20 protein-coding genes and 1 riboswitch are annotated in these 17,670 nt (G+C 47.5%); of the genes, 4 read left to right on the forward strand and 16 right to left on the reverse strand.

Features of this window, described 5'->3' with window-relative positions:
* Window positions 1-230 precede the first annotated feature (230 nt).
* Genes B9Y93_RS18315 through metA form a run of 3 tightly spaced genes read right to left on the reverse strand, consistent with a single transcriptional unit; the run spans window position 231 to window position 3,571 of the window.
* Window positions 231-1,415 carry a trans-sulfuration enzyme family protein gene (locus tag B9Y93_RS18315; RefSeq protein WP_085496743.1) on the reverse strand — a complete coding sequence of 395 codons (1,185 nt, stop codon included), beginning with the start codon at window positions 1,413-1,415 and terminating at the stop codon, window positions 231-233.
* Between the two features lie 3 nt (window positions 1,416-1,418).
* The gene (locus tag B9Y93_RS18320; RefSeq protein WP_170936447.1) at window positions 1,419-2,627 is read right to left on the reverse strand and encodes a PLP-dependent transferase; all 1,209 of its coding nucleotides are present in this window, start codon (window positions 2,625-2,627) and stop codon (window positions 1,419-1,421) included.
* Between the two features lie 2 nt (window positions 2,628-2,629).
* Window positions 2,630-3,571, reverse strand: coding sequence for a homoserine O-acetyltransferase MetA (gene metA / locus B9Y93_RS18325; RefSeq protein ID WP_085496882.1), 942 nt, complete (start codon window positions 3,569-3,571; stop codon window positions 2,630-2,632).
* Window positions 3,572-3,746: 175 nt separating this feature from the next.
* A riboswitch (SAM riboswitch) is annotated at window positions 3,747-3,874 on the reverse strand.
* A gap of 210 nt (window positions 3,875-4,084) precedes the next feature.
* On the opposite strand from metA, the gene B9Y93_RS24655 reads away from it, so the two are divergent.
* Both B9Y93_RS24655 and corA read left to right on the forward strand, forming a co-directional pair.
* Window positions 4,085-4,249 (forward strand): hypothetical protein, encoded by a 165-nt coding sequence (locus B9Y93_RS24655; RefSeq protein ID WP_170936448.1) that lies wholly within the window; start codon window positions 4,085-4,087, stop codon window positions 4,247-4,249.
* A gap of 110 nt (window positions 4,250-4,359) precedes the next feature.
* Window positions 4,360-5,295 (forward strand): magnesium/cobalt transporter CorA, encoded by a 936-nt coding sequence (corA, locus tag B9Y93_RS18330; protein WP_085496745.1) that lies wholly within the window; start codon window positions 4,360-4,362, stop codon window positions 5,293-5,295.
* Window positions 5,296-5,495: 200 nt separating this feature from the next.
* Here corA and B9Y93_RS18335 read toward each other — a convergent pair whose 3' ends face one another.
* Complete coding sequence (locus tag B9Y93_RS18335) at window positions 5,496-6,545, reverse strand: HRDC domain-containing protein (RefSeq protein WP_085496748.1); 1,050 nt, start codon at window positions 6,543-6,545, stop codon at window positions 5,496-5,498.
* Between the two features lie 349 nt (window positions 6,546-6,894).
* On the opposite strand from B9Y93_RS18335, the gene B9Y93_RS18340 reads away from it, so the two are divergent.
* On the forward strand, window positions 6,895-7,188 hold the full coding sequence (locus B9Y93_RS18340) for a DUF3055 domain-containing protein (protein WP_085496750.1): 294 nt from the start codon (window positions 6,895-6,897) through the stop codon (window positions 7,186-7,188).
* Window positions 7,189-7,325: 137 nt separating this feature from the next.
* Here the strand turns inward: B9Y93_RS18340 and B9Y93_RS18345 are convergent, their stop codons facing one another.
* The 10 genes from B9Y93_RS18345 to B9Y93_RS18390 all read right to left on the reverse strand — a co-directional run bounded on the left by B9Y93_RS18345 (window position 7,326) and on the right by B9Y93_RS18390 (window position 14,194).
* Entirely contained in the window at window positions 7,326-8,213 is an 888-nt protein-coding gene (locus B9Y93_RS18345) for a 5'-3' exonuclease (RefSeq protein WP_244903472.1), read from the reverse strand.
* Between the two features lie 213 nt (window positions 8,214-8,426).
* Entirely contained in the window at window positions 8,427-8,786 is a 360-nt protein-coding gene (locus tag B9Y93_RS18350; RefSeq protein WP_085496753.1) for an arsenate reductase family protein, read from the reverse strand.
* 6 nt (window positions 8,787-8,792) lie between these two features.
* Complete coding sequence (locus tag B9Y93_RS18355) at window positions 8,793-9,818, reverse strand: RluA family pseudouridine synthase (protein WP_085496755.1); 1,026 nt, start codon at window positions 9,816-9,818, stop codon at window positions 8,793-8,795.
* A gap of 1 nt (window position 9,819) precedes the next feature.
* Window positions 9,820-10,404, reverse strand: coding sequence for a cob(I)yrinic acid a,c-diamide adenosyltransferase (locus B9Y93_RS18360; protein ID WP_085496757.1), 585 nt, complete (start codon window positions 10,402-10,404; stop codon window positions 9,820-9,822).
* A gap of 42 nt (window positions 10,405-10,446) precedes the next feature.
* Window positions 10,447-11,007: a hypothetical protein gene (locus tag B9Y93_RS18365; RefSeq protein ID WP_085496759.1), complete on the reverse strand. Its 561-nt coding sequence runs from the start codon at window positions 11,005-11,007 to the stop codon at window positions 10,447-10,449.
* 134 nt (window positions 11,008-11,141) lie between these two features.
* A complete protein-coding gene (locus tag B9Y93_RS25245) occupies window positions 11,142-11,405 on the reverse strand; it encodes an aspartyl-phosphate phosphatase Spo0E family protein (protein ID WP_085496761.1) in 264 nt (87 codons plus the stop codon).
* Between the two features lie 136 nt (window positions 11,406-11,541).
* The gene (locus B9Y93_RS18375) at window positions 11,542-12,711 is read right to left on the reverse strand and encodes an aminotransferase class I/II-fold pyridoxal phosphate-dependent enzyme (protein ID WP_085496886.1); all 1,170 of its coding nucleotides are present in this window, start codon (window positions 12,709-12,711) and stop codon (window positions 11,542-11,544) included.
* Between the two features lie 41 nt (window positions 12,712-12,752).
* Complete coding sequence (locus B9Y93_RS18380; protein WP_085496763.1) at window positions 12,753-13,253, reverse strand: Lrp/AsnC family transcriptional regulator; 501 nt, start codon at window positions 13,251-13,253, stop codon at window positions 12,753-12,755.
* 267 nt (window positions 13,254-13,520) lie between these two features.
* The gene (locus B9Y93_RS18385; RefSeq protein WP_085496765.1) at window positions 13,521-13,916 is read right to left on the reverse strand and encodes a spore coat protein; all 396 of its coding nucleotides are present in this window, start codon (window positions 13,914-13,916) and stop codon (window positions 13,521-13,523) included.
* 32 nt (window positions 13,917-13,948) lie between these two features.
* Window positions 13,949-14,194: a hypothetical protein gene (locus B9Y93_RS18390; RefSeq protein ID WP_085496767.1), complete on the reverse strand. Its 246-nt coding sequence runs from the start codon at window positions 14,192-14,194 to the stop codon at window positions 13,949-13,951.
* An 86-nt stretch (window positions 14,195-14,280) separates the two neighbouring features.
* Between B9Y93_RS18390 and B9Y93_RS18395 the strand changes: the two genes are divergently transcribed.
* Window positions 14,281-15,513, forward strand: a complete 1,233-nt coding sequence (locus B9Y93_RS18395) for an NAD(P)/FAD-dependent oxidoreductase (protein ID WP_085496769.1) — start codon at window positions 14,281-14,283, stop codon at window positions 15,511-15,513.
* Between the two features lie 116 nt (window positions 15,514-15,629).
* Here B9Y93_RS18395 and B9Y93_RS18400 read toward each other — a convergent pair whose 3' ends face one another.
* Both B9Y93_RS18400 and B9Y93_RS18405 read right to left on the reverse strand, forming a co-directional pair.
* Complete coding sequence (locus B9Y93_RS18400) at window positions 15,630-16,841, reverse strand: MFS transporter (RefSeq protein ID WP_085496772.1); 1,212 nt, start codon at window positions 16,839-16,841, stop codon at window positions 15,630-15,632.
* A 100-nt stretch (window positions 16,842-16,941) separates the two neighbouring features.
* Window positions 16,942-17,517, reverse strand: a complete 576-nt coding sequence (locus B9Y93_RS18405; protein ID WP_085496774.1) for a hypothetical protein — start codon at window positions 17,515-17,517, stop codon at window positions 16,942-16,944.
* Between the last annotated feature and the right edge of the window lie 153 nt (window positions 17,518-17,670).

Raw genomic sequence — 17,670 nt, forward strand, 5'->3', positions numbered from 1 at the left:
TCTTTCATCGTAACATAGATTAAACGGCGTGGGTACCCTCTCTTCAGGGAAATGATTGCCGCCAAATCTATGGATTTTCGAAAAAATACCGCTCCGAAAGCCCGAGCATTCTGATTCTTTCTGCTCGCGACTCCGAAAGCGGTTATATGTAAAAAAATAGTTATAAAACGAACCTTGTCGCTCTACTTTTTATATGTTTTTAGAAAATTTCAAGTCCATACAACCGCCAATCAGCCTTGCAGCGCTTGATCGAGATCGGCAAGCAAATCCTCAATATGCTCAAGCCCTACCGAGAATCGCAGCAGGCCGTCAGTGATGCCGCGCTCCTGGCGTACCGAAGCAGGCATCGCTGCATGCGACATCATCGCAGGATACGAGAGAATGCTCTCCACTGCGCCAAGACTAACGGCAACAAGCGGCAGACGAACGTGATTTAGCACCTGCTTTGCTCGCTCGCCAGAGCCTACATCAAAGGATACAACCGCACCGTACCCTAAGGATTGACTCTCCTGAATGTCTCGGCCAGGATGATCCTCCAATCCCGGATAGTATACCTTCACGATATCCTCTCGTGCCTGAAGCCAATTCGCAAGACGCTTGGCGCTCACTTCGCTATGGCTCATGCGTGCTCCCAATGTCTTCATGCCTCGCATCAGGAGCCAGCAGTCCTGTACGCCAAGCACCGTCCCTAGTCCATTCTGAAGCATTTTGACTTGCGCGCCAAGCTCGTCATCTTTAGTTACCACAAGTCCTGCTAGAACATCGCTATGGCCTCCTAGGAACTTCGTAGCGCTGTGGATGACAATATCCACCCCAAGCTCAAGCGGACGTTGATGGTACGGCGTCATAAAAGTATTGTCCAGCAAGCTGATCAGTCCATTGTCGCGCGCCCATGCTGCCACTGCTCGAATATCCGTGACTTTAAGCGTTGGATTGGACGGGGTTTCAATGTATACCCCTTTCGTATTCGGACGAAGAGCGGCCTTTACCTGCTCAAGATCCGTCATGTCCACAAAGGTTACTTCCAATTGGAATCGGCTGAGGATCGACGTGAGCAGTCGATACGTCCCGCCATAGACATCTTCCGTTACAATGACATGATCACCCGCAGAGAACAGCATAAAGGAAGCCGAGATCGCAGCCATGCCAGAAGAGAAAGCGAAGCCCCGTGTTCCGCCCTCAAGCACAGTAATATATTGCTCAAGCGCCTCTCTCGTTGGGTTGCCAGAACGTGAATAATCATGCTTGGGAGGATGATAAATATCCTCATGATGAAAGGTCGTCGCTTGCATAATCGGAACACTGGATGCCCCCGTATGCTGGCAGATCTCGTTGCCAAAGTGGATCAAACGTGTTGCGAATCGATCCTGCCCTGCATGCTGCTCCTTTGATTGTGAACAATGAGAATCCGCCATCTTCTACACCCCTTTTCCTTCCATCACTTGCAGCGCCTGTATTTCCTGCTTAGCCGCTTCAAGCGCTTGCTTTAAGTCCGCGATCAAATCCTCTACATGCTCAATGCCAACTGAGAATCGCAGCAGCCTGTCATCCACCCCGACTGCTTCTCTGATCTCAAGCGGAATGTCAGCATGCGTTTGCACTGCAGGATAGGTCATAAGAGACTCTACTCCGCCCAAGCTCTCGGCAAAGGCAATCAGTTTAATATGTCTTAGAATAGGCTCCACATACCGAGCATCCTTCAGGCGAAACGAGAATATGCCTGTATTGCCTGAGGACTGCTTGCATTGAATATCGTAATGAGGATGATCTGGAAGAGCGGGGTAGTATACGGCTTCAATCGCCTCGTGCTCCTTCAGCCAACAAGCAATATGCGTTGCGTTGTGCTCATGGCGCTCCATACGAAGCGCAAGTGTCTTCATCCCTCTCATGAGCTGATAGGAATCCGTTGGCCCAAGCACCGCTCCAATGGAGTTGTGAAGGAAGAACATTTGCTCCGAGAGCTCCTTGCCTTTCGTGACAATAAGGCCTGCCAGCACATCATTGTGTCCGCCAAGATACTTCGTGGCACTGTGCACCACAACATCTGCCCCCAGCTCAATTGGACGCTGGAAGAAGGGCGTTAACAGCGTATTATCCACGATTGTGAGCAGTTGATGTGACTTTGCCCACGTCGCAGCCCGTTCAATATCGGTTATCATCATCAGTGGGTTTGTTGGCGTTTCGATAAATATGGCTTTGGTAGCAGGCGTTCTTGCCGCCTCCACCGCTTCCATATCATTTGTATCCACATAGGAAGCAGAGATGCCAAAGCGGGATAGCAGCTGCTCCAGCATACGGTACGTTCCACCGTACAGATCAAGGGATACAATGAGATGATCCCCTTGGCTGAACAAGGCGAACACGGTTTGCAGCGCCGCCATGCCTGAACTGCATGCGAAGCCAGCATCACCACATTCTAACCGAGCTGAAGCTTCCTCAAGCACCGCTCGGGTTGGATTCTTCGTGCGTGTATAATCAAAGCCCGTACTCGCTCCGAGCTTAGGGTGTCGATATGCCGTGGCTTGATAGATGGGAAAATTAACGGCCCCCGTATTAGGATCATGAATTGATCCGATCTGGGCTAATTGACTTTCGATACGGTAAGACAGCTCGTCGCGTTCAATCATGATTAGACACCTGCACTTTCTTTATTCGATGTTGCAGAACCAAGCTCATAAGGCGTTTCTTGGTATACATAATAGTTCAGCCAGTTCGAGAACAACAGATTCGCATGGGCTCTCCAAGTGGAACGCGGCGTTTTGGTTGGATCATCATTCGGGTAATAGTTGTATGGGATCTCCATATCCATTCCCTTCGCAATATCGCGGTCATATTCCCACTTCAGCGTGCAAGCGTCATATTCCGAATGCCCTGTAACGAAGATGTGCTTGCCATCTTGGCTGGCCACTAGGTATACTCCGGCCTCCTCAGATTCCGAAAGAATCTCAAGATCGGGAATTTTCTCGATATCTTCTCTGCGCACTTCGGTGTGTCTTGACTGCGGAACCAAGAAGGCTTCATCAAACCCTCGTGTCAGCTTCACATTCTCCTTCGTCAAGGCGTGATAGAAGACCCCGAACACTTTCTTCTCCAACGGATGCTTTTGAACACCATGATGATAGTACAAGCCAGCCTGTGAGGCCCAACAGATGTATAGGGTTGAAGTAACATGGCGGTCTGCCCACTTCATAATGCTGCACAGCTCGTTCCAATACGTGACCTCTTCGAATTCCATCTGTTCGACTGGGGCACCCGTAATAATCATTCCATCAAACTGCTCATGCTCAATATCACCGAATGTCTTGTAGAAGCTTGAGAGGTGCTCTACAGACGTATTCTTGGATTGATGCGTAACGGGATGGAGCAGCGTCACTTCCACTTGAAGTGGTGTATTGCCGAGTAGGCGGAGCAACTGAGTCTCCGTCGTCTCTTTGGTCGGCATCAAGTTCAGCACAACAATGCGCAGTGGACGAATATCCTGCGTGTAAGCACGCGAATCATCCATGACGAAAATATTCTCCTGAGTCAAAATTTCTTTTGCCGGCAGATGATCTGGAATTTTAATCGGCATGACGAACTCCTCCTTGTTCAATATATAAGTAACACCAATCTGCGTATATGCATGTATCAGCAGTGAGTACAACGTTGTGAAGGCTAGCAAGATGCTATTATGCGAAGTCTGCGTGTACCAAAAAGACCCTTTCCCAGCAGTACGAGAAAGGGTCACATTCATATGTGCAAGGTCCCTCTCATCTATCAGCATCAGGTATTGCTACCTCATGGCTGCAAGAATTAGCACCGCTGCGTTCGCGTTACGCTCACGCCGGTTGCCGGGCTTCATCGGGCTTGTCCCTCCACCTGCTCTTGATAAGAATGCCGTATACGTATTCGATTGGATGTTTTTCACTTGGTAATAATTTAATGCATTGTCAACCGTTCGTCAAGTGTGAAATCACCATATCTTCTCATTCGCCATATGATAGGATAGGAGTGAGCTTCTTTTTTCCTTGAAAGACATTTGGACAGCCCGTATACTAGACAAGGTGCTTATAAGCACAATATTGATTTTATGAGGTGATTTCGGATGGATGGCGACCCGAGGCAGTGCCGAGGCGAGAACACACAACCGAATATGGCGATTCGGCAGGACAATGATTCAAGAAGCCATGAGAACGTCGTCTATCGTTTGCAAGCCCCATCGTTGCATTCCAGTCAAAGTTACCTGAATGCGATGCTGCGGCCTTCTTAAGCGATCCCTCACTCCCACGGTGATTCTCCTTCTAATCATCCTCTTGCATGAATCGTCATGTACAAGACGACGCAAGCTACCATGCAAGGTGGCATGAAGGAGTGATTGTGATGAAAATACGGCTCGTCAACAACGGAGTCTTTACGCCGATCGATGATATCGATGTCACGCTGACTCCGCCAGAGCAAGGCTTTTATTGGATCGATGCAGATGCAGAGGATCTCATCGTTCTCCAGCCGTTATTTAAAATGCATGATCTTGCTGTAGAGGACTGCTTGAGCGATGAAGAGCAGCGCCCTAAGCTGGAGATCTATGAAGGCCATTATTTTATTGTGATTAACAGCATTCGATTTGATGATGAGGAAATCTTTTTGCGAGCGCTGAACATCTTCTTGGGCAAGCATTATATTATTACTGTAACCAAGCAAAAAATCAGCGAGCTTCGCACCGTTAAGCCTATTTTGTGGGAACAGGAAGTCAATGAAGCTGACCGCATGCTTTATCTCCTGACGGACCTTGTGGTGGACAATTACTTCAATGTATCAGACCGAATTGAAGCGAAGATCGAAAGTCTCGAAGAAGAAGTGCTGATGAATGCCAAGAAGACGCATTTGAATGAGATCATTAGTCTTCGAAGCGAGATTCTATGGCTGAAAAAAGCACTGGGGCCGCAGAAGGAAGTTCTCCTTCTCTTATACCGCAAAGATTTGCGTCTCATTGATGAGAACCTGCAAAAGTATTTCCAAGATATATACGAAAATGCAGTCAAGGTGTCCGAAACCTTTGAAACGTTCCGTGACCTCATGAGCAACTTGCGAGAATCATACCAATCAAGCATTGCCAACCGCGCCAACGAGATTATGAGAATCTTTACGGCGGTTACGACCATTTTCATGCCGCTAACCTTTATTACAGGCTTCTATGGCATGAACTTTGACAGCATTCCTTTTCTCCACGACAAGCACGGATCGCTGTATGCCAGTGGATTTATGATTGTGCTTGGCTTGTTCATGCTGTATTGGTTCCGCAAGAAGGATTGGCTCTAATACCTGCACGGGGCAAGAACTGGCGACCTTATTAATAATACAAATCCCCTGCTGTCTATCTCTAGTACAGCGGGGGATTTCTTATTCTATGGCTTAACGCTCACAAAGCTTGATCTCAACCCCCAGCTTATGAACATGAACACTTCGCCTAATACCCTTACCCTAGCCTCTAAATCTTGCTGTGATTGTGAATCAAGGCCTTAAGCCGTTGCTTTATTTGCCTTTATTCTAGGCTCAACTGCAAGAGCTTCCTCTTGTGCATCTTCTTGCTTCATGCGCAGGAGACGAATGCGCTCGTATCTCCGCTGCAATTCTCCCCCTGAAGACTCCAATGCTTCTTCGCCATATACTTGGATGAAGATAGGCTTCAAGTATTCTCCGCCAAGCTCCTGCAGCGCTTCTTCAATCGCCTGCTGCTCTTCATCAGGCACCTCCTGCAGCTCCATCTCAATAAACGGCAGCACATCGTATCCATCGCCTGCAAGTGCTTCAATTCTCACCATCAGCTCTCTGCGATCGATGTTCAAGAGCGCCTTAAGATCTTTGACCGCCATCTCCGACTGGATGCCTTCAAGCAGCAGTCTCCGCTCGATCAAGCGCTTTAACTCGAGACTCATCTTCATCTCCTCTTGTTCATAGATCCACTTGAGGAACTGTTCTTCGCTCAACGCATCCTGCACCCACTCCAATGGAAAGTCCATCTTGCGGTCAAGCGGCTTCGTAATGCGAAGAATGGAGTCCTTATAAGCCTTTACCTTCGATTCGCCGAAGCCCGGCAACTGCCGCAGCTCTTCTTCTGTATGCGGTACGTAGGTGCTCACCAAACGAAGCATGCGATTGGTGGCAATCCAGTATGGCGCGCGCCGGCTCGCCACTGCCTGATCTCTCCTCCAGGCCGCAAGCTGTTCATACAGAGCATCATCTCGATTCAAGTCAGCATAGCAGTGTATCCATTCATTGCGTTCCTTCATCCTGCGCTCATGCAGGTTCATATCTGGAATAAAGCCAAGGGCAGGCTGGTAGCCGGCTCCAAGCAGCTTCGCTACTCCTGCACGAAGCGCTGCACGCATCTCAGACCATACGGCGCCTTCGTAAAGCACATCTGATGCATTCTCTTCCTTCGGACTGCCTGATGCATCCTCCCAGAGCACGAGCCACTTTCCTTCCAGCTCTCCAGCGCTTAACAACCCACCTTCCATTCGCTCATCGTCCACCCGTTTCTCCAGCCTTGTCATCCATATGACATTCATCTACTGATCCCTCCAATGGATAAATGTTCATAACCAGACGGCCACTCCTACACAAAAAAAGGAAGCACCTCTTTGTGTCGCCATGACCACTTGAGAGGTGCTTCCTCATCCTAGTTATGTATTACGGCTATCATAGCTCACACTTCAACGCCTGTCAATATTTAGGACAGCATTCAATCTGGCATTATGAATCTGTACAGGTTAGGCAAATGCTTGTTTGCAGAAAAGCAGCAGGTTGTATGGTTCAGTTGACTCACGGTCCTAGAATCAACTCCTAAATAAACAAAGTCTTCCAACTCATGGAGCTATCCTTTATAATGGACTCGTTATTCTGAAGGAGGACTCGCATATGGCTAATGAATTTGATTTTTTATCTGATCATACAGAAGACACATCTACACGCTTCGTCACCTTTATCGGAGAAAGCCTTCATCGCTTCGATCTCGCTATCACAACTACGAGCAGATTCTACGGCAAGAAGCTCGTTACCGATCTCCAATCCGGCATCACAGCCATCCTGGGCCAAGATGACCTTAATGAGGAAGGGTATTTAGAGGATCGCTATCGCTTAAACGAGGAAGAGGGAGAAGAGCTGCGCTCCTTCCTGCGGCACGTCGTAGGAGATGCTCACTTTACCGATTAAAAACGATGCTGTGATTGGAAGAACATGAAAAAGAGCCGAGTCCCATCAGGTTCATCCCTGATAACGGTACTCGGCTGCTGTCATGTCATTATTATTAGCAGTTTCAGTTGATTAGAGCGTCCACACGGTTCACTCTCTCACATGCCAACGAGGCGTACAACGCTCGTCATCTCAAGCTTCTCCATCAGCGTGGATACCTGATTGCGATCAGGGTCAAAGAAGCATGATTCTATATCACAAGCAAGCGGCGCATCGCAATCAATCGTCGCAAGCTTGCGTGATAGATGAAGCATATCGAGATCTGCTTCAATCTTCGTGCGCACTCCTTTAGCCAACTCTTCCATGTTGCCTAGAATGCCCTCAATAGAGCCATATTGCTGAACCAGTTTGTAGGCTGTCTTCTCTCCGATGCCGCGCACTCCAGGATAATTGTCTGAAGTGTCGCCCATCAGCCCTTTAATATCAATAACCTGATCTGGAAGGATCTGGCGTTCTTCCTGCAAGTATTCCGGTGTGTACACAGCGTAATTGCCATGCCCCTTCTTCATAATAATAACCTTCGTATGATCATGGACAAGCTGAAGCATATCATGGTCTCCCGTCAGCACCATCACATCATATTCCTCACGATACAAGCGTGAAAGGGTGCCAATGCAATCATCCGCTTCATAGCCCTCAACGGAAATATTCGGAATGCCGAAAGCGTCCATAACATCCTTCATCATCTGAAACTGTGGCACAAGATCCTCCGGGCATTCAGCACGGTTTGCTTTGTAGTCGGTAAACTGCTCTGAGCGAAACGTCTTGCTCCCAAGATCCCAGCAGCAAGCAATATGTGTAGGCTTGAACGTCTCCACCGCGTCCCAGAAGTATCGCATATAACCATACACTGCATTCGTCGGAGTCCCGTCCTTCATGCGCCGAATAGAACCGCCATACGCGGTTGCATAATATGCCCGGAATAATACCGCCATGCCATCTACAAGCATTAAGCTAGGTCTAGAAATATCAACAGGCTCTATCATTTCCACGATATCTATTGCACTCCTTTTATTTCATAAACTAGGGTCTATCCTTATCCAAACTCTTATCAGTATAGCATGAGTCCTCGATGCGTTCGATGTCGGTTTATGGCAGCAAGTCCAGCCTAGGCAGCTGGATCAACAAAAGATTCTTCTCTCCTATTTTGCTCACCAATCGCTTAGGAGGACTTTTAACATGCCCGCTGCACCGACTTTTTAAGCCCAGATCATTTCGTACTCATGTTCACGGAAGCCAACGGTAACCTTTTGACCATCCGTAACCACAGGCCGCTTGATCAGCTTGCCATTCGATGCCAGAAGCTTAATCTGCTCCTCGCGGCTCATTGCAGGAAGCTTGTCCTTCAGCGCCATGGATTTGTATACTTCTCCTGAAGTGTTGAACCATTTCTTCAACTCAAGGCCGCTAAGTTCAATCCATTTGGTCAGTTCCTCTGCAGTTGGCGGCTCCTCCACAATTGGAATTAGCTTGAGCTCATGATGATGCTCCTCAAGCCATTTTATCGCTTTGCGGCATGTTCCGCATTTCGCATAATGATATACGATTAATTGACTCATTATCTTCTAATCTCCCTTCCGTGCTCTTTGCTGCAAATCATGTTCAAGATGAACAAGATCCTCGGGTAACGGAGCTTCAAACACTACTTTCTCCCGAGTCATAGGATGGATGAAGGACAGCTCGACGGCATGGAGAGCATGCCGCTTCAGTTCATGATGCAAGACCCCGTTCGGATTATAGAACTTGTCACCTATCAAAGGGCAGCCAATATGCTGCATATGCACCCGGATCTGATGGGTCCTTCCCGTCTCCAGCCTGCAGCTAACCTTCGCTGCTTGCGTGCCCAAAGCAGGATAAACAGCCAACGTTCGATAATGCGTAATGGAGTCGTAGCCTGCTGGCGTGACAATCCGAAGATGACGATCAACAGGGTCACGATCAATCGGCGCATGAACAGTACCCTCTACAGGATGAGGAGCGCCTTCAACAAAGGCAATATAACGCTTGCCCATCTCGCCGCGCTGCATCTGCTCGGAGAGCTGCTGGTGGGCATAAGCGTGCTTGGCTACGACGAGCACGCCTGAGGTCTCCTGATCCAAGCGATGAACTGGTCGAAATCTCGTTTGTTCGCCTCGGCTTCTCCAATAATGAACCACACCATTGGCCAATGTCCCATTCGGGAATCCATATGTCGGGTGAACGACGATGTCAGGAGGTTTGTTCAGCACCAGAATATCGTCATCTTCATGAATGATCTCAATTGGAATCGGTTCAGGAACAATGGTCTCCTTTTGCGGTTCTGCCACACGAATGACAACCTCGTCTCCCGCCGATAAGGCCTTGTGATTGTAGGAACGCCCGCCATTGACGGTTATTGCATTCTCCAGCTTTTTCAATCGTGTAATTAATCGTCTGGATAGATGGAGACGCGATAAGAGCACCGTCCTCAATTGAATGCCGTCCTCATGTTCTTGAACCTGATAGGTTAAGTGAGCCGATTCCCAGATCGGCTGATCGCTGTCCTCTTTGCTTGTAATGGTGTGCAAAAGAGCATCTGAGCCTTGAAGAGGACGCTCCTTGTCATCTTTCATGCTACTCCTTCTTCTCCTTGCGGCTGAATACAACAGCGCTTCGTGCATATTCGACGTCTTGAACCTGCAGAAGTCCGTTCGCTCTTCTCGCTGCCACGAAGAAATAATCGGATAAGCGGTTCACATACTGTTGGGCGTATGGATTAATCTCTTCTGAGCGAGCCAAGCTTACTACATGTCTTTCCGCACGGCGGCATACGGTTCTGCACACATGCAGCGCGCTCGCTAACGCACTGCCTCCAGGCAAAATAAATCGTCTCAATTCCACATTTGCTGCGTTATGCTCATCAATCCAACGCTCCAAACGAAGAACGAGATCCTCCGTCACTTTATATGTAACCTTCCCAAGCTTGTCTTCAGCAAAAGCGAGATCTGAACCACAGTCAAACAGCTCATGCTGGATGTTCTGCAATTGCTCTCTCAGCTCAGCGTATGAATCTTCTGCTGCATGGGTTAACGCCACACCTACAAACGCATTCAATTCATCTAGCTGACCGTATGCCTCTACTCGAAGATGGTCCTTCGGAACACGTCCCCCTTTAAGGGAAGTCATGCCTTCATCACCCGTACGTGTATAGATATTCATGTCTGTTCTCCTCCTGTGCCATATTGAAATGAACGATGTGGATTATTGCTTGTCTGTCATCATTTTGAGCACTTCAACCGAACGTTCCACATTTGGTGCATTGGCTGGAATCGCAATGAGAAATTCAGGGTTCGTCACTCCATGCTTCTCCATAAATGGCAGCTTGCTAACTGGCAATGCATACAGATGCTCCTCTAGCACGTCTTTTTTCTCTTTTCCATCGCCTGGCTCTACAAGCCCTTCCATTACACCCTCTGCATATTGCTCTTGATCAAAATAGGAATCGAGTACAATATGCCCGCCATTGCGAGAATATGCTTTGATATCATCCTTAGGCAGAATGATCAGACTGTTCTTATTCGCTGCATATTCAATAAGCAGACGCTGAATATTGTACATCGGCGGTGATACCACTTGAATCGTGAACTGATCCTTGTATTGTTCAGTCAAATCATCCTGAATCGCTGTCGTGATCTCGCTTGGCACGGCTCCCTGCGCCATCATAAACATCGTAAAATCAGCAGGCTCTTCACCACATGCATTTAATACAAGCATACTCATGAACAAGCTGAGGACGACCAGCCCACGTCTAATTCCTCTCATCACTATTCCCCTCTCATTGGCGAACCATATCTTTATCTATTCCTTTTCATCTTATCATAAAGGCAATATACAACAAAAGCAGACCCTATTAGGGCCTGCTCCTCAATATTCACCAATTCATATGAGTACAACCATTACTTGTTCGTGTTAGCAGACTTCATATATTCATTGATCTTCAGGTCCAACAAGCTGCTGATCTCGATGACATTGTCAGCAGTGAAGGACTGCTCTTGTTGAAACATTTGCTCCATTTGCTTGCGGAGAACACGGATTTCTTGCTCAAGTTCAAGCAGGCTGGATGAAACGTTTCTTGCTTTGTCCGACCATGTAACAGAATGGCGTTCTTCACGAATCACTTGACGGGATAAGTTGGTAAATGCCAAGTCTGAACAAAACAAGTTCTATTCCTCCTTCCGCTGCTTGATTAGTATAGGGTATTCTTCCAAATGATGGAACAAACCTATTTGACACATTTCACATTGTATCAAACGTTTTTATGAAAAACTAGCATTTTTTATCTGATTATGCATGTTTTTAACGTTCTTGTCTGATTTTTGTCACAAGCTCTCCCATACGCTCGATTGCTTCCGTTAATTGTTGTACGGATGTTGCATAAGAACAGCGGAGGAAGCCTTCGCCTCCCTGGCCGAATACATTGCCTGGAACAGCTGCGACCTTCGCTTCGTACAGAAGCCTTGTTGCAAACTCTTCAGAAGTTAAACCCGTCGATTGGATCGATGGGAATGCGTAGAACGCACCTTGTGGTTCATGGCAATCCAGGCCGATATCTCGGAACCCTTTGACAACTAAGCGTCGACGCATATTATAGGACTCTACCATGCGGTCCTTCTCATCCAAGCCGTGCTTCAGCGCTTCAAGTGCTGCAACTTGTCCCATTACAGGCGCACACATGACGGTATATTGATGAATCTTAAGCATCGCTTGGGTCAATTCCTCATGAGCGCACACATAGCCCATCCGCCAGCCTGTCATGGCGAATGCCTTGGAGAAGCCGCTGACGAGAATCGTACGATCTTTCATGCCAGGCAAAGAAGCAAAGCTTACATGCTTCTGATCATAGGTAAGCTCTGCGTAGATCTCATCAGAGATTACAATAAGATCATTCTCCTCAATAATCTTCGCGATCGGCAGCCAATCTTCTCTTGTCATAATGCCGCCAGTCGGATTGCTTGGATAGCAAAGGATGAGCACCTTCGAGTTAGGCGTGATCGCCTTCTGGAGAGATTCGGCTGTCAGCTTGAAGCCGTCCTTCGCGAAGGTTTCAATGCCGACCGGAACACCGCCGCCGATCGATACAATCGGAGAGTACGATATATAGCACGGTTCTGGTATCAAGATCTCGTCGCCTGGCTCCACAAGAGCACGAAGCGCAAGGTCGATTGCTTCCGAGCCGCCAACAGTTACGATCATTTCCTTACCCGGATCATACTGAATCTGGAATGAGCGATCAAGATACTCTGCAATTGCTTCACGAAGTTCTGGCATTCCCGCATTCGAGGTATATCGAGTCTGTCCACGCTCTAGTGAATAGACGCATGCCTCGCGCACATGCCATGGAGTACTGAAGTCCGGTTCCCCCACGCCAAGCGTGATAATATCCTTATTGCCGCTAACCAGATCAAAAAACTTGCGAATGCCGGATGGAGCAATATCTCTTACTCGTGCATTCAAGTATCTTCCCATATCTCGTGAGCCTATCGTTTCATTGTTCACGTTCCATCACCTCACGGAGAGATCACAAGACGATGATCATCTTCATGATCTTCATAAATAATGCCGTCCTGCTTGTATTTCTTTAAAATAAAGTGAGTTTTCGTAGATAGCACGGATTCGATAGGGGAAAGCTTGTCAGAGACAAAGTTTGCCACTTCACGGAGGTTCTTGCCTTCCACTTCAACGAGAAGATCATACGCGCCAGACATTAAGTAGACGGATTTAACTTGTGGGAACAAATAGATCCGCTCTGCAATTCCTTCAAACCCGCGCTCGCGCTCAGGTGTAATCTGAACTTCGATAAGTGCTGTAACCTTGTCCTCATCCACCTTGCTCCAGTTGACCACTGTAGCATATTTCACAATGACATTATCTTCTTCCATCTGAGCGATTGCGTCACGTATCTCTTTTTCTTTTACGCCTAGAAGTGTTGCAAGAAGCTCTGGAGATCGGCGCGCATCTTCTTTTAGCAGGGTCAAAATATTAAGGCTTAATTCACTAAGTTCCTTCATTCAAGACGGTCCTCCCACGATTGTTTATGCAACATAAATTGTATCGCTCTATCATTTAGCATGCAATGTTAAGAATGTGTGTTCATAATAGATATGACCATATGATACACCTATTGCAACTTTCTGCCAAGGACTTAAGGTAACAATCCCTGACAGAACACGGCAAATAAAAATGACCTATGACAGGGAGCAAAGCCCTTCCATAGGTCATTAGACGGATCATGCATAGGTTCAATAAGAAGCTTGATGCATGCCCTGAACGCTCACTTACATGTATGAGTGACCGTGATGGTCTTGCTGATTATGCTGCGCTTGAAAGCTAGCGTAAGTATTGCTATGATTGTCCATCCCGTGCTGCTGGCCTTGCTTCTGCTGCAAAAATTGCTGTGTTTTCTGCATATTTTGCTGGTTTTGTTGAAGCTGCTTATTGATCTCTTGCTTCAGCACAGGTGAGGAAGCACTGTACATATTTAGCTGGTCCATTAAATAGTACAAATCACCCTGTAGCTTTAAGGTGCTGTTGGTTAGGTCTGTAAACATTTGCCGAACGACAGGACAGCTCGCCTCTGTTACTGCTGTCGTATATTCACGAGACGTGCGCTTCAAATCAGCAAGAATCGTATACAGCATATCTTCTTCTGGCATGAACGATGATTGATGCATGGGAATATCCCTCCTTTTCTAGGATGAAGAGCTTAGCCTTGTTGTGGCTGAGTTGGTGCCATATTCGCGTGCTGAGAGATTGCGTTTGTCAGCGTATGAATATGCTGCTGATGCGTTTGGATAAAGCTGTTAAGCAAATGATTAACCTCTTGGTGAACTTGGCTTGCAGCTGTTGCTGCTGCCTGCTTCAACAACAGATCCTCATTGGAAATGCAATCCACAATATACTCCAATTCCTTGCCTGACAAAGGCTTCATACTCATTCCTGAAGCTTGCATGCTGTCATCTCCTTTCAAGTCTTTCTTCCACGTATTATGGGCCAGTCATTAGGGAATTATGTAACTGGAAAAGGAGAGATATACGCATGAAGCTAAAAAGCGGCACACCTGGCTGGCCTGAGCTCACAGCAGCGACTTGGAGCTACTCAACCCTTGAGCAAGATCTAGAATGTGAGGTGCTTGTTGTGGGAGCCGGCATGAGCGGCGCGCTCATCTCTCATGAACTTGTAAGCAAAGGAATCCATACTGTCACCGTGGACAAGCGTCAAGTTGGAGCTGGAAGCACCTGTGCGAACACAGGCCTGCTTCAGTTCTGTAATGACAAGCCGTTAAGAGCTTGCATGCATACGTTCGGAAGAGACAATGCGGTACGCTTCTACACGCTTTGCAAGCAAGCAGTCGAGAAGCTAAGCGCCATTCATGATTCTCTCATGACAAAGGTAGATTTTGTCCCTAGAAGCAGCTTGTATTTAGCCAGCACTTCAGAAGATGTCAAGGAACATCGTGAAGAATACAAACTTTTGCAGCAGCATGGCTTCGATGTGGAATGGTGGGATCAGGCCCAGATTGAGACGGCCTTTGGGTTCGTGAAGCCTGCTGCGATCGTCACCCATGGCGATGCAGAGGTGAATCCATATGCCTTTGTGCATGCGCTGTTTGAGACTTCGACCAAGCGCTATGGCCTCCAACTGTATGAGCATACACGAATTGAGCGGCGCGAAGAACACGATCAACACATTGTATTGATTACAGACAAAGGCTTCAGGATTAAGGCATCGCATGTCGTCTATGCAATGGGCTATGAGACGCAAGAAATGAAACGAGATCAAAATGCCGTTCTAGAAAGCAGCTTTGCGCTTGTCACCAAGCCAGTGGAGGGGCTCGAAGAGGCTTGGCCGCAGCGTATGCTCATATGGGAGACCGCTAGACCCTATAAGTATTTTCGAACGACACCAGATCAAAGAATTGTAGCGGGCGGGTTTGACTTTGGCTCCATCATACCAGAGGAGCGTGAGCGAATGCTTCATCATACAACGAAGCGGCTCGAAAGCGAGATTGCGGCTCTATTTCCAAAGCTTCATCCTATCGAAGCAGAATATAGCTGGTCGGCTGTCTTTGGCAGTACGCATGACGGCTATCCAATGATCGGCATGCATCCAAAGTACCCCCGCTCCACCTTTATTGAAGGATATGGAGGCAACGGAACCGTATACTGTGCGATTGCTACTGATATTATTCCAGCCTTGATTAAGACGGGCTTCCATCCCGATGCCCATTTGTTTCAATTCGAGCGTCCCCATTATCCTTCCTCCCCTTAGGCAAAGGAACTCCATGAAAAAGGCAGATTCAGACCAAAACGTCTAAATCTGCCTTTATAATCTGCAATAACATCTGCAGCTCGCCAAAAGCCTTTGAAAGCAGCTCTTCGAAATGTTTAACTTGTCGTTGGCGTCGGGGCTTTGCGCTGCACGAGCTTGCGCATCAGCCATGCACTAATAATGGGCATGCAGCCTATAATGGCTAGAAAGATCACGATGACCTCTGCTTTCGTCGAAATGGAGACAAGCCCGATAAAGGCTAAGATCGACAAGGATCTTCCAACGAATAACCCTAACTCCCTTAGTACCGTCAGTTCCACTCGCTGATTCACCGCTTCATCGTTTTCCGCCATAAGATCGAAGGTTGTTGAAGTCATCGGAATAACAAACAAAGGCGAGGTCAAGGCCATACCGATGCCAAACAGCAAGAAGGTGACATAGTGAACCTTTACGAAAAGAGGGATAACGGATAGCGCCATCGCGATAGTTCCTGCCAGCATGCCTACAGATCGATACCTCCATGTCATAAATCGTCCAACGATATAAAAGGAGATTAATCCAACAATGGATGTCCAAAGTGTATAATTGCCTAGCTTCACTTCGTTTGATGTTGCCACGAACACCAGCAAGCCGATTAAAAATCCAAAAGCACCATCTCTGAGCCCTTGCGCTGCTAATGCAAAAAAGGTAGGATGCCACAAGCTGGCCTTTCGCAACCACAGCTTTAAAGGTATGTTCCATTGATATGCTCTTCCGGGTGGACGCTTTTTAAGCCAGAAGCTTAGAACGACGCCTATGGAGAAGATCACGATTGAGGCCATAAACATGTAGTTGTAGCCTTGATCCGCGAATCGCCCGATAAGAAGTCCTGACAGCCATGGCGCAATCATCGTGGAACCTGAGCCAATAAGGCCTACCCAGCCATTGAAGATATCCCGATTATTAGCTTCTGTGACCTCAAAATAGACAACATTAAAGGAAAGCCAAAAAGCGCCCATCGCGAGCCCTAGTATAATGCCTAATAGCCAAATCCAATCAATCGCCCCTTTGCCAAGGATAAGGACAAGCGTGTAGAAGGCAACTGCAAGAATGATTCCTAGACGGAGGTAGTTCATTTTGTTATGCTCCTTCACCCACTTGCCGCCTAAGACAAAAGCAGCGCCCAAGGACAGCTGCTGCAACAAAGCAAACCATCCTATGAGCGCATAATCGGGACGAACCTTCCATAAAAACACGTTTACAAATGTGCCTGAGAACGCATTAGCACATGCAAACAATCCATACACAAGCAAGAGGAGTTTGGTCTGTCCATCCAAGCGTGCTTGCACTAGAGAGACCCCCTTCGCGCATTAAGTCTCGTTAAGCTCTGTTGCTTAACATACCCTAAAGCGAGCGGGTTCATCAGGACTTCAACCATTTTCCAAATGCTTATTCAGACTTGCTTAAGCGCTGAATGGAATCATTCAACTGCTTTCTTCCTTGCACATCCAAGAACTTGGATACTTGGTAGCAAGACATGCAGGTATACACATTCAATTGAACTGGAGCATGAAGCAGCGCCTCTCCCCCAATCAAATGAGGGGTAAAGCGTTCCTTCAACTGCTCTTTGCCTACAAACACCATATATTCTCTGCACTGCGGGCATTCTGGAACTTCCTCTTGCTCATGCAAGAGCTTGTCCAAGCCTTCTTGAACCTTTATAGCTTCAGGACTGTCATACAGGATTCCGTCATCCTCCCACTGGAAGTTGGACCATCCGCGTTCCTCATCCTCATGGCTGTGTTCATCATGCTTGTCCTCAGCCGTATGGGCTTTGTGAGGCTTTTCAGCTGGATCCAGATCAATTTGAAGTGTGCCGTAATCTCTTAAGCTGTTATTGCAGTATGGACATTCATCCTCCGGTCCAAGCTCTTCATCCCATATAATTTCAGTATCGCACCAAGGACATACGGTATTTGTTGTCAATTTGAATCGACCTGCCTTTCCTTTTGTTTCGATTTTCATGTATGCTGCATTCTAAGGTGTACAAGGTCAACCCATATTCATCCAGTAGATGATGCCAACAACCAAAAAGATCATGGCCAGCGCGAGCAATGTTCCCCATAAATATTTCATTGCAGCACAACTCCTTATTCGTCATCGCTCTAACCACTGCCT

Source organism: Paenibacillus aquistagni (genome assembly GCF_900177815.1).
Classification (GTDB): domain Bacteria; phylum Bacillota; class Bacilli; order Paenibacillales; family Paenibacillaceae; genus Paenibacillus_B; species Paenibacillus_B aquistagni.

What these genes read in the sequence shown, in the direction of transcription:
- B9Y93_RS18385 (WP_085496765.1), bottom strand. Translation starts at nt 13,916, where the DNA reads ATGCATCAATCATCGTTCATGCCAGAAGAAGATATGCTGTATACGATT.
- B9Y93_RS18380 (WP_085496763.1), bottom strand. Translation starts at nt 13,253, where the DNA reads ATGAAGGAACTTAGTGAATTAAGCCTTAATATTTTGACCCTGCTAAAA.
- B9Y93_RS24655 (WP_170936448.1), top strand. Translation starts at nt 4,085, where the DNA reads ATGGATGGCGACCCGAGGCAGTGCCGAGGCGAGAACACACAACCGAAT.
- B9Y93_RS18365 (WP_085496759.1), bottom strand. Translation starts at nt 11,007, where the DNA reads ATGAGAGGAATTAGACGTGGGCTGGTCGTCCTCAGCTTGTTCATGAGT.
- B9Y93_RS18335 (WP_085496748.1), bottom strand. Translation starts at nt 6,545, where the DNA reads ATGAATGTCATATGGATGACAAGGCTGGAGAAACGGGTGGACGATGAG.
- B9Y93_RS18320 (WP_170936447.1), bottom strand. Translation starts at nt 2,627, where the DNA reads ATGATTGAACGCGACGAGCTGTCTTACCGTATCGAAAGTCAATTAGCC.
- B9Y93_RS18355 (WP_085496755.1), bottom strand. Translation starts at nt 9,818, where the DNA reads ATGAAAGATGACAAGGAGCGTCCTCTTCAAGGCTCAGATGCTCTTTTG.
- B9Y93_RS18405 (WP_085496774.1), bottom strand. Translation starts at nt 17,517, where the DNA reads ATGAAAATCGAAACAAAAGGAAAGGCAGGTCGATTCAAATTGACAACA.
- B9Y93_RS18350 (WP_085496753.1), bottom strand. Translation starts at nt 8,786, where the DNA reads ATGAGTCAATTAATCGTATATCATTATGCGAAATGCGGAACATGCCGC.
- B9Y93_RS18345 (WP_244903472.1), bottom strand. Translation starts at nt 8,213, where the DNA reads ATGATAGAGCCTGTTGATATTTCTAGACCTAGCTTAATGCTTGTAGAT.
- B9Y93_RS18340 (WP_085496750.1), top strand. Translation starts at nt 6,895, where the DNA reads ATGGCTAATGAATTTGATTTTTTATCTGATCATACAGAAGACACATCT.
- B9Y93_RS18390 (WP_085496767.1), bottom strand. Translation starts at nt 14,194, where the DNA reads ATGCAAGCTTCAGGAATGAGTATGAAGCCTTTGTCAGGCAAGGAATTG.
- corA (WP_085496745.1), top strand. Translation starts at nt 4,360, where the DNA reads ATGAAAATACGGCTCGTCAACAACGGAGTCTTTACGCCGATCGATGAT.
- B9Y93_RS18360 (WP_085496757.1), bottom strand. Translation starts at nt 10,404, where the DNA reads ATGAATATCTATACACGTACGGGTGATGAAGGCATGACTTCCCTTAAA.
- metA (WP_085496882.1), bottom strand. Translation starts at nt 3,571, where the DNA reads ATGCCGATTAAAATTCCAGATCATCTGCCGGCAAAAGAAATTTTGACT.
- B9Y93_RS18315 (WP_085496743.1), bottom strand. Translation starts at nt 1,415, where the DNA reads ATGGCGGATTCTCATTGTTCACAATCAAAGGAGCAGCATGCAGGGCAG.
- B9Y93_RS18395 (WP_085496769.1), top strand. Translation starts at nt 14,281, where the DNA reads ATGAAGCTAAAAAGCGGCACACCTGGCTGGCCTGAGCTCACAGCAGCG.
- B9Y93_RS18375 (WP_085496886.1), bottom strand. Translation starts at nt 12,711, where the DNA reads ATGGGAAGATACTTGAATGCACGAGTAAGAGATATTGCTCCATCCGGC.